Origin of the sequence: Methanosarcina baikalica, assembly GCF_031461075.1 — an archaeon.
Lineage (GTDB): Archaea > Halobacteriota > Methanosarcinia > Methanosarcinales > Methanosarcinaceae > Methanosarcina > Methanosarcina baikalica.
This window is the reverse complement of the sequence record NZ_JAVKPK010000080.1, coordinates 1-14,930: the sequence shown is the minus strand read 5'-3', so window position 1 is coordinate 14,930 and position 14,930 is coordinate 1. Positions and strand designations below refer to the sequence as shown.

The following is a 14,930-nucleotide window of genomic DNA, read 5'->3' as shown; positions in this document are numbered from 1 at the left end:
ATTTAAATTAAAATAAATAAAAAGTAAAAATAAAAGTAAGAAATATAAATAAAAAAAATAGAAGAATTTAGTATAAAGGAATATGAGGATTTGATATCCTCACCTTAATTTCTATTTTTTTCGTCCCGAATTTAAGAGACCTGGACTATAATTTTGGATGTAAATAATTACATCTAATTCACTCAAACCTTTATATTCATGCAGGGGACAGAAGAGGAAAGTTTGCAGTGCTTTCCGCCCTAAAACCATTTTAAATGTCAGGAGGTTAAAGATTCAAAAAGAGTGTCAGCTTCGGATTTCCTTCAACCTCTTTTTTCCTGTGCAAATAATGGACATCAGTTCAGAATATGCTCTTTCCGAGAGTTCACTTCCCTTAGCAAGAGAAAAGAGATTTTTCCCTTCCGAGTATAATAGAACCTTATCCCAGGCTGCGAAGTGAGGGCCAGATAGGTACTCACAGGGCAGTTCCCACCTCGAATGTATGTTTTCAAAACCTTCAAAACGGTAAAAAACGGTTCCGTTTCTCAAGACCCTGGTAAATTTCAGGAGTTTATCAGCCATAATTTACCCTGCCTGCTCTCAAAGATCATCCTGATATGGGAGATGAATAAAAATAATTTTGCCGTTTTAAGGTAATTTGCAAACCTTATCAGCAAATAATTTAAAATCCCGGTTCAGTTACTTTTTCCCCTTTTGCACTGGTAACGGTTACGGATATGTCTTTAAACTTCGGGACTCCTGTACCTCCGGTGTCATCCGAGACCAGAATATTGGACCAGGGGCTGTTAGGCATATATGCGATGCCCCTGTGTGAGGTTTCGTATCCCGATTCCTCAGCCCTGACCACAACCCTTCCGAAGGAGTTTTTCAAGATAACTGTGTCGCCTTTTTTCACGCTCAACTGTTTGAGGTCTGCAGGGTCCAGCTTTATGACGGCAGAGCGGTCCCTGTACTCCTCCCCAAAACGGTTTTCGATCATAGCCTTATCCTGAAAGATATCCCTGTAGGTTACGACTTTGACTTTTATTTCGGGAACTGTAAGAAAAGATCCGAAATCCATCAGAGGGCCTCCATTATTTTCTTGAGGATTGCTTCATCAGACGGGTGATTTGTCTCAACAACAGGTTTAAAGCTTACCTTAGTCCCATCCATGCGCGTGGCAGTGCCTCCTGCCTCCACCCCGCTGATTGCGGTGTTGATGTAAACCTTTGCATTTCTGGAAGTCAGCGTTTCGCAGGGGTCCATTGAGATAACCGGAATTTCAAACAGGTTCTTTGCAATAGATCTCGGAAGGCTCGAAAGCGGGTCCGAACCGATAATAAGGGCTGCATCCACGGTTTTTGCTTTAAGGGATTCGACAATTGAATACTCGGGGCCATGTCTTACTATGTCGTTTTCGAACTTTACACTGTTCACATATCCTGTTTCGGCAAAGAGATTTTCATTAAAGCCCCGCATATTGTAGTGCCCAACCATTGGCACCAGGTGGAAGTTTGCTTTTTCGTTCAGGGCTTTCATGAGCCTGAAAAGAGGCTCAAGGTTTTCAAGCGAATATATCAGGCCAAGTCCTGCAAAAACTATACCGAATTTTGCCCCTTTAAGGATATTTGCCAGCTCAAGGATTTTCTTGGGGGGATAATTATAGGATGTTTTCGGCAGCTTTCCGGAAAGTCCTGCAATCAGGGCATCAATGAACTCGGTGTCTCCGCCTGGCGGGATCTGGAAGAAATAATTTCCACAAATCTTTGCGGTATGGGACTTTCTAATATCTATTGCAATTGCAGTTCTCTCTTCTTCCCAGCCTCGCTGCTTTTCGCTTCCTCGGGGAAAGTATGAATATTTTGAAAGATGGCGAGGGTGAGAGTCAGACGGGTCTGCACCCCAGAAAATAATAACATCGGCTTTATTCCTTATATCGTCAAGGGTACAGGTCTTAATTTTATTATGGATAAGAGCCTCAACCAGACTGCCCAGGCAAAAAGAGGAAGTATCGTCAAGGGTTGCGTTGGTTTTTCTTGCCAGCTCGATTGCCAGTTTATGGGTTTCGCTGGTGGAAGTTCCAAGCCCGAAAATAAGGGGGTTTTTTGCATTTTTCAGGATCGATGCAGCCTCACTGATTGCAGTCTCTTCATTGACAGGCTTATTATCGACCCGGAAAATTGCTTCCTCCTTTCCTTCTTTCATGTGGGCTACGCCTACCCTGCAAGCTGTATAAACTTTATTTATTATGTTCTTTTCAGACTCGACCTCAATATCGTCGCAAAGGAGTCCGCAGCCTGTACATACATGATAATTTTTCTCCATGTCCACTTACCTCACACAAACTCGATTGCCTCTACAGGGCAGGTTACTATACAGCCGTTGCAGAGAATTTTGTTTTTTCCGAAACGACGGCATTCGCCTACATTCTGGGCTTTTACAATACCGTTTTCGATGGTCAGGATCAGTTTATTTATATTCTTGGGAGCATTTCCCGAGCCGACGCCATAAGGATCATTTGCCACATTGACAGGACAGGCAACCACACAATTTCCGCATCCAAAACACAGGTCTTCGTGCACTACAAGCCCTGTTTCGGTTGCGCCTTCCGACGGTTTGAAGAGGCCGCTTATCTTTTCATAACCCTCTCTGTATTTCGGCTCATCCTTCAAAGGCGGGCAGTCATCGGGTGTGAGTTCGCGAGCCATAAGGGCTACTGCAAACGCCATACAGGAGGTTTTTCCGCATTTTTTGCAGTTCGTCTTTGGAAGCATCTGATAGAGTTCCATTGCATTTGTCATTCCAGGTCACCCTTGAATCAAATTTTATGCTTGCGTTAAACTTTATTAAAGAGGATATCGGTTAAATAATATATATTAAGAAGCAAAATTAAAAGCGTCAATAGAAAATTGGGTCAAATGACCTTTTTAGATGTATCTATGTAACCTTCCTTAAACCCTTGCTTTTTTGTTTTCAGTATCAATCAGTATTAATTTTAGATTGCAATGCGAAAGACCCTGCCGACACTACCCAAATTAACTCAAGCCCTCAAATTCTTCTAATTGAAATGCAGACTTTTCAATTTCCGGGCTGCCTGAGATAAAATAAAACATTTTTAGTAAATTGGCTTCACTAAGCCCTGGAAATAGATCATTAAGGGCCTCCTTACAGGCAGACTGAATGTAAGTGAGTTCAATTTAATTCGATTTAAAGAAAAGTTCGCAGTGGCAGTTTCCATCCCTTTCAACTTCTTCCTTATGGTAGATGCAGGGACACACTATTTTTTTATCCTCTTCTTCAATTCCAGTGACTATTCTGCAGGGACAGTAACGCCTTCCGAACTTTTCAAGCTTTACAACGAGCCCGTCAAGAACATAATCAAGGGCTTCTTTATCCGGGTTAAGCCTGTAGCCTGCCCGGTTTGCATATTTCTCAGTCCATTCATACATTTTCTGCTTTAATTCATTATGTTCAGCCATACAAAAGCTCCTTTTGCTTTTAAATTGAAACAATCCTTAATTATCGATGAAGAGAACATACCTGAGCCGTTTATAAAGTGGGGGTATTTTAAATTATATAAATTACTTATGTAATTATTTTTATTTATAGCATAATAACTTATATTTATAATTATAATCTCCAATTTTATCCAGATCAGTCATAGAAATGGCTTTTTTCTACAGGAATTATCTTGTTCACTGCCATAGAACCACTTTTCCGTTAAACTTTTTTTAAAGTAACGGTTTAAAATAGACTTATTAAAAACTGGCTTATCGATTACGAATTAAGCTCTCAAACTATAAATCAATTGGTAAAACTCCGGTAATAAGGCAGGTTCAGTGAAATTAAGGCTTTTGTCCATGACCATGCAGGCAGGATTTAACAGGTATCAGGTAAGATACAATTGACATTCTTAGTTTCAGGTTACGGGGTTAAATGCCGGTTAATTCGGTTAAGTGCCAGATGGATAAGCAAGTTAATATATTAATAAATATAAATTATATTATATAAATAGACTGTCATTTATAAACTCGTTTATAAATGCGAACTCACAAATCCAAGTTGTGTAATCTCAGAGTGTACATTCAACCAGTGAGAATTAACAGTAACAGAATTATTGGAATAATTGGAAATATATCTGGTTTCTAAAATGTTAAATCGATTCTGAGTAAGTTTGGAAAAAACCCTATGAAATAAAGGTTTTGATTTTGTACAAAACCCATATATTTTTATTCAGTTCAGGAGAAAAAGTATAGGGATGCATAAAGGGATGCATAAAAGTAACAAATTCATGAGTAAATAACAATTCATGAAAAAAAGATAAAATTGTTTTCAGTTTAAAAAAAGCCTTTACTAAACGGCTGTACCGAGCTTGACTTTTCTGTATAGCAAAATGCTTTGAATAGACAGTCCTGAATTATAACCCAAAAATTAGAACTTGCAAGTCATATCTAAAAATATATGTAAAGTTAGATCAGGACATACTCGTTAACATTACACAGGTATACGGAGTCATCAATATGCGAATCGGAGTCTATATTTGCCACTGCGGACTGAATATTGCGGGAGTGATAGATGTGTCAGCCCTGCAGGAAATGGCAGCTGAACTGGAAGATGTGGTGCTTGCCCGGGAAGTACAGTTTTTATGTTCCGATTCCGGACAGGAAGGCATTATCAAGGAAATAAAAGAAAACAAAATCGACAGAATAGTAATAGCTGCCTGCTCCCCAAGGCTGCACGAAAAGACCTTCAGGCATGTGATGGAAAAAGCCGGTCTGAACCCTTACCTTATGGAAATGGTAAACATAAGGGAACAGTGCTCCTGGGTGCACGCAGATGACCCCCAGATGGCGACCCAGAAAGCTTTCGACCTGATCAGGATGGGAGTTGCAAAGGCAAAATTTCTCAAGGAACTGAGTGCAACAAGCTCTAAAGCCAGCAGAAATGTCCTTATTATAGGAGGAGGAGTTGCAGGTATTGAGGCGGCTCTGAACCTTGCTGACACCGGTTTTCCAGTCACTATGGTGGAAAGGGAGTCTACCATCGGAGGCAAAATGGCCCTGATGAACGAGGTCTTTCCCACAAATGACTGCTCAATCTGTGTACTTGCTCCAAAAATGACTGAAGTTCAGAACCACCCCAATATCACTCTTTATACATATTCCGAGGTTACCGATATTTCCGGGTCTGTCGGCAAATTCCATGTAAAAGTCAAACGCAAACCAAGGTTCGTGCATGAAGACAATTGCAAAGGCTGTGTAGACCTCTGCTCAGCTGTCTGTCCTGTGGAAATCGATAATCCCATGAATTACGGGGTTGGAAAGGCCAGAGCCATATATATGCCAATTCCCCAGTCTGTCCCTCAGGTAGTACTCATTGACCCTGACCACTGTGTGGGTTGCGGGCTCTGTATGCAGGCCTGCCCTGCAGACGCTGTGGATTATGATCAAAAGCCTGAAGAGATTGAGTTTGAAGTCGGAGCAGTAATCGTTTCAACCGGTTACCAACTTTTTGACGCGTCCAGGAAAAAGGAATATGGCTTCGGGAAGTACCCTGATGTTATAACAAATATGCAGCTTGAGCGTATGCTGAACTCTGCAGGGCCTACAGGCGGAAGAGTCCTTGTGCCTTCTACAGGCAAACCTCCAAAAAGAGTTGCATTCATCCAGTGTGTAGGGTCCAGGGACAAAACTGTTGGCAACGAATATTGTTCCAGGTTCTGCTGCATGGCTGCGCTCAAGAACTCACAGATGATCAAGGAACGCTATCCTGATACTGAGATTACAATCCATTATATTGACATTAGGGCTTCAGGAGAAATGTATGAAGAATATTACATAAGGACTCAGGCAATGGGTGTGGACTTCATCCGTGGGAAAGTTGCCGAAATTTACGCAGGTGAAGACGGCAGGCCTGTAATCCGTTATGAAAATACTCTGGAGTCGAAGACTGAGGAAGAAGCTAATGACCTTGTTGTACTTTCAACGGGTTCCGAGCCCAGCAAAGCCGCAGAAGGCATAGGGAGGATGTTAAATCTTGCGCGGAGACCAGACCGTTTCTTTGCAAGTGCCCACCCAAAAATGCGCCCTGTTGATGCTCCTGTAAGCGGGGTTTTTTTGGCAGGCTGCGCCTCCGGACCCAAAGAAATTCAGGTCTCGATTGCGCAGGGGAGTGCATGTGCTTCCAAAGTGATGCAATTACTGGGTACAGGCGAGCTTGAAGCAGACCCAATGGGTGCGCATATTGATTCTGATAAATGCACAGGGTGTAGAACCTGTGTAGAAGTCTGCAAGTTCGGGAAGATCAGTATTGAAAACAAAAAAGCTGTGGTAGACGAGGTTTCATGTTATGGTTGCGGAGACTGCAGTGCCGCATGCCCTGTGGGAGCAATCCAGATGCGGAACTTTGAAAACGAACAGATTTTTGCCCAGATAAAGGCTGCAACTGCGCACAAGTCGCAGAGTCCTTTCGTCGTAGCTTTCCTCTGTAACTGGTGCAGTTATGCCTGTGCAGACCTTACAGGCATGTCCAGGCTGCATTACCCGACGAATATCAGAGTTATCCGTACAATGTGCTCTGCAAGGGTAAATCCGGAGTTTGTGCTTGAAGCCTTAAAAGGTGGAGCCGATGGAGTGCTGGTTGCGGGTTGCAGGATGGACGAGTGCCACTATATCCACGGGAATTTTGATGCAAAACAAAGGATGGATGTCTTAAAAAAAGTTATAAAGGAAGTCGGGCTTGATCCGAAGAGGCTCAGAACCCTCTGGATCTCGGCTGCCGAAGGAGAACGCTTCTCGAACACAATTACTGAGTTTGTAAAGGAACTTGAAGAAATCGGACCAATAGGGACCGAGCTCCGGTATGATGAAACCGGAACCGAACTTGGGGAGGTGGTACAGTGAGCGAGGAATACCCTGAAAAGGAGGTTCAAGTATGCAGAGGATGCTGCGGCGGAGCCGAAGAAAATAAAGCTGAAGAGCTCGATACCGGAGAATTCGGAGCAGGGGAATTCGAAGCCGAAGGGACCGCTACTGTCGAGAGTGAAAACCAGGAACCAAACCAGGAAAAGATTACGGTTACAACCGGCATGGACCTTCAAGGTTCTCATTTTCTCTATACTCAGTCAACCGAGAAGTCCATCAAGAATCTTGACTATGACTACAAGCGCTGCAACGGCTGCGGAATCTGTGTAGAAATCTGCCCCACGAAAGCCCTCGAACTCGGGCCCGTGCATGAAATTGCAACCGGGCTTGACGCTCCTCCGGTAATGATGGACCTTGAAAAGTGCACCTTCTGCAGGATGTGTTCAAATCTCTGCCCTGTCCATGCTATTACCTTTGAGGCTATCGGAGAAGTGCCTGATGAAAAGCAGTACCCAAAATATGACACATATGTAAAGATCAATGAAAAATGCCTTCCCTGTGCTCTCTGTGAAGGAGCGTGCCCTCAAGATGCAATTGAAGTTGAGTTCACCTTTCCGAAAAAAGAAGAGATAGCGCCTTTCAAGGAAGAGGCGGAAGGAGAGATCGAAATTGACACTGACAAATGTAATTTCTGCGGAATCTGTGCCCGTTTCTGTGATGCTTTTGTCCTGCTCGAGCGCGAACCAACCCCTGAAAATCCCGTCCCCTTTGAGCAAATCCTTGTGGATGAGGATAAATGCGACTACTGTGTACTCTGCCAGGATATCTGCCCGGAAGAAGCGATAAAGGTTAAAGGGGAACGCCCGTGTGAAGCTCCGAAAGTTGAAGGGAAGGTTAACATAGATGAGTTGAAATGTACGCAGTGTGCCCGCTGTAAAGCTGTCTGCCCATATGAAGCCGTGGATTTGCAAAAGCCCATGGAAGGGGAACTGAGCCTTATAGAAGTGAATCTGAAAGAATGCGATCCTCAGGGCTGTCGCGGCTGCTTCAATGTCTGTCCTTCTGAGCTGTGGTACGTGCCTACAGATCCTGAAGACCCGCGAAAGATCGCTTTTGCTGAGGATTTCTGCACCTACTGCGGAGCCTGCGTAAAAGCGTGCCACCTTGCAGCTATCAAAGTGGAAAGAACCGATATCCACCACACAACTATTCCTGATACACCCTGGGCTGCCCAGTGGAAGGATGCAATCGAGTCCCTGAAGACAGGAGTCCGAACAGGAGTTGATCGTGCTATTTTCAGGGAAACCGAGACACTTAAAGCCCAGAAATTCCTGGGCATAGAGCCCCCTGGCGTTAATGAGAAAATGCTTGCAGCCGTTCAGGCAAAAATAGATTCCTTAACCCCCGCTCTCAAAAGTGCTAAAGTCAGGAAACTCTGGGAAACCGGCTCTCCTGAAAACGCAGCAGCAGCCGTGAAAAAGAAAATTGAAAGCTGATAAGTAACAGTGAAGGCGAAAAAGAAATAATTTAAAATTGAGAAGCAAAGTATTAAGAGATAAAGTTGCCTGAGCTCAGCCTCAGGACTTACGCTTTTCCCTTAAGACTTACACTTTTCTCTTATAACCATAACAGGCACCTTCGAATGACGCACCACGTTTCCTGCAACACTGCCTAAAAGTAGGCGATCAATTCCTGTTCTTCCGAGAGTGCCCATAACAATGATATCCATCTCATTTTCTTCTGCATACCGGGTCAGCTCATCTGCAGGATGGCCTTCAAGCAGGACAGACTCCACATTGACTCCTTCCCTTTCCCCTGCTTCTTTTACAGAATCTACAGTCTGAAGTCCCTCTTTTTTCAATGTTTGGTGCATCCTTTCCCAGTCAAAGTCCACAGCCATAGAAGAAAAGTAGTCTGTGGATACCACATAAACTGCGTAAACCGTCCCTCGGCTCAACCTGGTAAGCTCTATCCCCTTGTTGGCAGCAAGCCTTGAGCAGGCCGAGCCGTCGGTTGCAACCATAATTTTCTCAAAACTAACGTTCCCCATGCAGAATCCCATTTACTTTATTTTCCCACAAGAAATATAACAGCATCGAGGTTTTGGAAGTGACAAAGTCAGGTACTTTTTTATCCGGGAACTCTTTTATTTTCGGCAAAGGTGCGAAAGGTAATAGAATCAGGTTATCATGAAAGTTGCGATAAACTCAAAACTATAATTCTATATATGGGAAAAAATTATTATATAACTATGGCAGACTTTCTTGGGAATTTCCTCTCCACTTTGAAACAAAATGTTCCATATTTAAAAGACCGCAACGTAGGTTCTGAAGTAATGCTTGGAGTATTGATGCATTTATTCCTGATCTTTTGCTTTATCGCTTTATTTTACTTGTTAGTAAGAAAATTCATGTAACTTTAGTATAATGTTACTAATATAAATTGATCTAAAAAGTGAAAATTCTTTTGACATTGAAAGAAAAAAATCGTAAAATATATTATGTGAAAACCGATATCAACCAACTGATTTTGGGTAGGCTGAATAGTTTCAAATCTCTTGAAGTTTTTAAAGATCTTGGTATTGCCAGTGGTAATTTTGAGCCTTTTGCATCACCTTTGGGTTACCAAGCATTTAAGAGGATCAATAGGCAATGAAGATTTTATTTTGGTACAAAATGTGGTGAAGATTTTCAAGTTAGAGATGATTTTGAGATATTTGGATTTGTTGACTCTAGATTATAGAACATCCCTTGATGTGAAGATTTTTGAGTATTTATCGCAAACCTGCCTGTTTTTTGGCATCCAAATTCAGCTGGCTCGCGATCGGTTTGTAGTACTTCACGAATGAGATATACTCCCATTCATATCTTCGAATATAAAAGAGTAGATAATTGAGAGCTATAGCCTGAAAAGCCTGCGGAAAATAAAAGATTCTAGATATTTGGTTTGTTCCGAATATCATGATGCAGAGTGAAAATCAAAAAGAATAGCATCACTAATCCAATGATCATTAAAATAATGGCATATTCAAAAGCTAGATCCGTAGGAATTTGTTGGCTAAGGGATTCAGCATTACCGACCAATGAAGACATAATATATTATTAATATCGCACGTATAAATAAATTACCATAAAAGCTTACTATGGAAATAAACGTATATTTTAGCTTTTTTCCCCAATTCTCGAAATCATCCAAAAACCAATTTTATTCTCAGTCATTAAGAGTTTCAGAAATAATTTTTATGATCCGAAACCTTGATTCATTATTCCGAATACGAGATTCAGAGATGGAATCCAATTAATCCCTTCTCTTTTAATTTTCTTATATGAGGGAAAACTGATGTACAGGAAGATTTTGGAAGCATCGTGATATCTTCAATGCTTTTTGCCCCACCCCCAGGAGAAGAAATACTTTTTTTCCGCATTTCAGGTCTTAAAAGCAAATCTAGCAGTGAAGGTGTTTAAAGAGAATCCATTTCTATTCACCACCACATACAGTTAGATTAACTGTTATCATAGGAACGAATTGATTCATTTTCTCGATAGCTAATCTGTTTTTCAGTCTTCCGCCGGAAAGACGAGTGTAAGTGCTTTACTCAACATGAGAAGTGCTTTTGAACACACTCAGAGAGAGGGAGCAGAGCCTCCACCCTCTCCATGTACGGGATGCCAGCGTAAAAAGTGCTTCTGAACACGATCAAAGAGGGCCATAATCGCTATGACAATTAATGTCATCAGAATCATGCCTGCAAGCACCCTGTCATAATTCGCAAACTGGTGATAGTACTGGATATACCAGCCAAGCCCGGATGTTGCTGCTATCATTTCAGCAACTGTCAAAGTGATAAATGAGAGTATCAATGCTATCATTGCACCCGAAAATATAGACGGTAATGCAGCAGGTAGAAGGATTCTTCTTATCATCTGGTAGTCTGAAAGGCCCAGTGTGCGTGCTGAGTTGATGAGGCGGGAATCCGTTGAGAATACTCCGTAAACAGAACCAACAAGGATGGGCCAAAATGCTCCAATAAAAATCAAAAAGATTGAAGATGCCCTGAATGTCGGTAGAAGCACGATCGAATATGGCAGATATACAGTTGCCGGGATAGGAGAGACCGTTTTTGCAATTGGATACGCTACATTAAATAGTCTTTTTTTCCAGCCTGCATAAAGCCCTATCGGAATAGCAAGTGCAAGGGCAAGAGAGTAGCCTGCCAGAAGAATGCCCATAGAACTGACTATACCATCTGCCATCTTTTTCCCGTCAGTTTGAAACACCATGAAAACTTTCGCGGGGCCTGGAAAGATGAACGAATCGAGCAGCGCAAATTTACCAAGAAGCAGCTCCCAGAGAAATAGTCCCAAAGATATGATGAGAAATATGTCAGTGGTTGAGACTATCTTCTCCTGGTTAAGGTACAATTTTGCCCCATAAGTAATCATGAGAAGAAAAATAACGCCAACAAATACACTATTGTTATTTACCATCTGTTCAGGTGAGTCAGGAAATGCCACTGTCAGGATAAGAGTAGCAAATAAAATGGCAAAAACAGTGCCTGCTCTGAGGCTATTTTTGGATATTATGCTAACCCTTCCAGTTACAGTGCCTGCTCTGAAGCTATTTTCGGACATCATACAAATCCTTCCAGTTCTTTTTCCTGCTTTTCGATTTCTTCTACCATCTCACCATATAATATTGAAAGCAGGTGGGATTTTAGAGCAAGATAATTAGGGTCAATACTGAGATCTTTACGGTGCCTTGGGCGGGAGAACGGAACTTCAACTACTTTTTTTATACTCCCGGGAGAAGGTGTCATGATAGCAATTCTGTCTGAAAGCAAAAGTGCTTCATCCACATCATGAGTAACAAAAAGGACAGTCTTTCGCTGCTCTCCCTCGGACCAGAGATGCAAAAGAAGGTCCTGCATATATATTCTGTTGAGGGAATCAAGAGCTCCAAAGGGTTCATCCATAAGGAAAACTTTAGGATCCATGGAGAACATCCTGGCGATTGAGGCACGCTGCCGCATTCCACCCGACAGGGTGCCTGGATATGCATCCTTAAATTTCCCAAGCCCTACAAGATCAAGAAATTTCTGCGCCATTTTCTCTATATCTCTGCGCTCCCCAGTTTTTTTTGCATTCTCAATCGCAAAGCAGACATTTTCAAATGTGGTCATCCAGGGAAAGAGCGAATAATCCTGAAATACGGTACCACGATCAGTTCCAGGTCCTTTTACCTTGGCCCCGTCTATGAGGACAAAGCCTTTTGAAGGGGGAAGTAAGCCTGAGGCTACATCAATTATTGTACTTTTCCCGCATCCGGAAGGACCAATCAGGGAAACAAATTCGCCATTTTCTATGCTCAGATTAACATCTGAAAGTGCCTTATGGCTTGTGCCGTTATTTCCATAGGATAGCGAGATACTCTTCAGATCAATTGTTGCCGTTTTTATCCCTCCCTGAAAGTTTAAAGCCGGACCGTAAGGAAATATTATGTGAACCTTTTTCCGGATATAGATTTGATTCGTAATTCATGAGATACACCAGTATAACGCCGCAGGTCCTCGATTAAAGAATAATCTTACCTGAAGGCTATCGATTTTGTGTCTGTTTTGACCTCAAATTTTATTCTTACTTTTATTCTCACAACTCAAAATTAATACACAATTCCAGTCCAGTGCCTGAGGAAATTTCAGAAAACTGTTTTGGAAGTGAATCTTAAATTATGATCTTCATTAAATGAAGACCCATGATATATGCACGAAAACAAGGAATTTATATGCTCAGAATTAAGCAATTATTGACATAGTAATTCCGGTTTTGAACTTTTTGCGGCAAAAAATAGCTTCAGGAAAGAACAACGAAATCGAAAAAATGAGGCAATTTTGCCGGAATAAAACTGCTTGTGTATAAGTCAAGGCTATTTTTACTCAAATATCGACATATAAATTCCTCATTATTATCCTATGGACACCTCAATTGGTTTTTGGCTGATGCCAAACGAGCCTTAATGGAGGTACTTATGGAGAAAAAACAAATATTCGGGATATTCATTGCTTTAATCGTGCTTGCAGGCATTGGTGTAATCCTACTAAATCCGAGCGGTTCTTCGGATTCGAGTGATTCACAGAAAGTGAACACCCCCACCTCTGTTGAACAGAGTGTTAATACCCCGACAAATGTTGAACAGGGTGTTAATACCTCGACTTCTGGAGTCAAGACTATCAGGCACGGATACCTTCCTTCAAATGGGGATGCGCTGATCTTTGTGGCAAAGGAAGAGGGTTTATGGACCGAAGAGGGCCTAAACGTGGAATTGTACCAGTTCACAAAAGGTACGGAAGGCTATAATTCGTTGTTTGGTAACAAGCTCGATACAGTGGGAGCTGGAACGTCCGATCCTGCAACTTACATTGCGCAAGGAGCGGATATTACAATTATCGGCGGCCTGATGAGCGAAGGCCAGTTTCTGGTGGCTGACCCCGAGAATGCAAAGGATCTCGCAGACCTCAACAATTGGAAGGGTAAAAAAATTGCGACAATCGCCATGTCCAATGGAGACCTGATCTACAAAGCTGCACTGAAAAAAGCAGGCATAGACTGGAAAAAGGATGTGACTTTCCTTGAATTAGGTTCACCCAATGCGGTGTTAGAGGCGGTTAAGACTGGAAAAGCCGATGGTGGAATAATATGGATCCCATATGAGATACTCGCACAAAAGCAGGGGCTGGCTATAGCTTCATATTCATATCAATACTACGATAACCATCCATGCTGCAGAATTGCGCTGAAGACCGAGACCCTGAATGAAGACAGAGATACTTATGTGAAGTTTGAGAAAGGATTGATCAAGGCATACAAGTTTTTCAGCGAAAATCAAAATGAGTCAGTCGATGACATTCAGAAATATGTCAATATTGACAAAGAGGCAATCCGCCAGTCAACATGGAGTAATTACTTCTATGCATCACCTGATCCTAATACAAATGGTGTAAAGGAATACTATCAGATGATGAAGGACAGCGGGTACATCGATACGGATGTCAAGATTGAAGACCATATCGATAGTACTGTGTACAAGCAGGCCCTTAACGAGTTGATCAAGGAAAACCCGGATGATCAGTTCTATCAGAATCTGCTATCAGAATATCAGAAAATGAACGAGTGATCACAATCAATGCTCAACCTTATAGGGGGCCCATAAAAAATGATCCTTTTTAAGGATTATTGGGCCTTCTTTAGTAAATGAGGAAAACACACTATGGAAGTATCTTCTTAAGTTTATAGGAGCACATTTTTTCGTGCCGTCCAATAAGGGTAATGGGGGTAAGTATTGAAAAACACCCACATAAGAATCTCTACATTTTTCTCAAACTTGGAAAATGTATCCGGTTTTTCAGATTTAATAAAGAACTCACGAACAAGACCCGATTTTATCGTTTTGTTTTTTTGCCATCTTGTATGCGTCTGCTACTGCAAATAGCCAGGTACCAAAAAATGTGAAAAATCCAATAATAAGAGCCATCAAACAGAAGCTCAATCCCAGTAAAGCAATTATTGCAAGTCCTCTATACAGATCACCTGCATATACTTGGCCGAGTCCCGGAACTATGCAAGATAATAACGCGGCAATCATAGGACTTTTTCTTTTACTTTTGGTTTTTTCTATGCCACATTCAGGGTAAATTTCTGCTATCGGATGAATCTCTGCATCTGTATCACATGTTCCACAATATGCCTTTTCCATCTTATTTACTCATCGAAATAATTATATCTGTAATCGGCATGTTGCCAAAATTAGACTCCTCTGCATAGTTTTTGCAATTATTTAGACTCAGTTATAAAATATGGTGATTAAGTAAATGTAACCTTACTACACAAGATTTCTAATTATTTACTGATGTTATGGCACAAATAATAGTAACTATAAATTTTATAGCTCTTCGCTGTTTCGAGTGGGTAATTTCGTCCATGTCCTAGATCAAGCTCGATATTTCTCTTGGCCTGACAACTTTCTAATTAAGCAATTATTTTCAATCCATACAAAACAACGAAGAGCAAAAATAAATTAAGATGGAAACCTGGG

General features: G+C 41.6%; 12 protein-coding genes. 3 read left to right on the top strand and 9 right to left on the bottom strand.

Translation table 11 applies throughout. The annotated features are described in order from the left end of the window. Positions 1 to 285: 285 nt before the first annotated feature. From RG963_RS14605 to RG963_RS14585, 5 genes are all read right to left on the bottom strand, one after another. Entirely contained in the window at positions 286 to 561 is a 276-nt protein-coding gene (locus RG963_RS14605; protein ID WP_310577019.1) for a hypothetical protein, read from the bottom strand. Positions 562 to 661: 100 nt separating this feature from the next. Continuing rightward, positions 662 to 1,060, bottom strand: coding sequence for a molybdopterin dinucleotide binding domain-containing protein (locus tag RG963_RS14600; protein WP_310577018.1), 399 nt, complete (start codon positions 1,058 to 1,060; stop codon positions 662 to 664). After that, complete coding sequence (locus RG963_RS14595) at positions 1,060 to 2,304, bottom strand: formylmethanofuran dehydrogenase subunit B (protein WP_310577017.1); 1,245 nt, start codon at positions 2,302 to 2,304, stop codon at positions 1,060 to 1,062. The genes RG963_RS14600 and RG963_RS14595 overlap by 1 nt, the downstream gene beginning before the upstream one ends. An 11-nt stretch (positions 2,305 to 2,315) precedes the next feature. Continuing rightward, positions 2,316 to 2,780, bottom strand: a complete 465-nt coding sequence (locus RG963_RS14590; protein ID WP_310577016.1) for a (Fe-S)-binding protein — start codon at positions 2,778 to 2,780, stop codon at positions 2,316 to 2,318. Between the two features lie 396 nt (positions 2,781 to 3,176). Next, on the bottom strand, positions 3,177 to 3,458 hold the full coding sequence (locus tag RG963_RS14585) for a ferredoxin-thioredoxin reductase catalytic domain-containing protein (RefSeq protein WP_310577015.1): 282 nt from the start codon (positions 3,456 to 3,458) through the stop codon (positions 3,177 to 3,179). Positions 3,459 to 4,499: 1,041 nt separating this feature from the next. Between RG963_RS14585 and hdrA2 the strand changes: the two genes are divergently transcribed. Continuing rightward, entirely contained in the window at positions 4,500 to 6,881 is a 2,382-nt protein-coding gene (hdrA2, locus tag RG963_RS14580) for a CoB-CoM heterodisulfide reductase HdrA2 (protein ID WP_310577014.1), read from the top strand. Further along, positions 6,878 to 8,338 carry a 4Fe-4S binding protein gene (locus RG963_RS14575; protein ID WP_310577013.1) on the top strand — a complete coding sequence of 487 codons (1,461 nt, stop codon included), beginning with the start codon at positions 6,878 to 6,880 and terminating at the stop codon, positions 8,336 to 8,338. The genes hdrA2 and RG963_RS14575 overlap by 4 nt, the downstream gene beginning before the upstream one ends. A gap of 101 nt (positions 8,339 to 8,439) precedes the next feature. Here the strand turns inward: RG963_RS14575 and RG963_RS14570 are convergent, their stop codons facing one another. The 3 genes from RG963_RS14570 to RG963_RS14560 form a co-directional block, all read right to left on the bottom strand. Then, positions 8,440 to 8,892: a universal stress protein gene (locus RG963_RS14570; protein ID WP_310577012.1), complete on the bottom strand. Its 453-nt coding sequence runs from the start codon at positions 8,890 to 8,892 to the stop codon at positions 8,440 to 8,442. A gap of 1,573 nt (positions 8,893 to 10,465) precedes the next feature. Continuing rightward, positions 10,466 to 11,476, bottom strand: coding sequence for an ABC transporter permease (locus RG963_RS14565; RefSeq protein WP_310577011.1), 1,011 nt, complete (start codon positions 11,474 to 11,476; stop codon positions 10,466 to 10,468). After that, positions 11,473 to 12,267, bottom strand: a complete 795-nt coding sequence (locus RG963_RS14560; RefSeq protein WP_310577020.1) for an ABC transporter ATP-binding protein — start codon at positions 12,265 to 12,267, stop codon at positions 11,473 to 11,475. The genes RG963_RS14565 and RG963_RS14560 overlap by 4 nt, the downstream gene beginning before the upstream one ends. 599 nt (positions 12,268 to 12,866) lie before the next feature. On the opposite strand from RG963_RS14560, the gene RG963_RS14555 reads away from it, so the two are divergent. Then, entirely contained in the window at positions 12,867 to 14,012 is a 1,146-nt protein-coding gene (locus tag RG963_RS14555) for an ABC transporter substrate-binding protein (RefSeq protein ID WP_310577010.1), read from the top strand. Between the two features lie 246 nt (positions 14,013 to 14,258). Here RG963_RS14555 and RG963_RS14550 read toward each other — a convergent pair whose 3' ends face one another. After that, positions 14,259 to 14,591, bottom strand: a complete 333-nt coding sequence (locus tag RG963_RS14550; RefSeq protein WP_310577009.1) for a hypothetical protein — start codon at positions 14,589 to 14,591, stop codon at positions 14,259 to 14,261. Between the last annotated feature and the right edge of the window lie 339 nt (positions 14,592 to 14,930).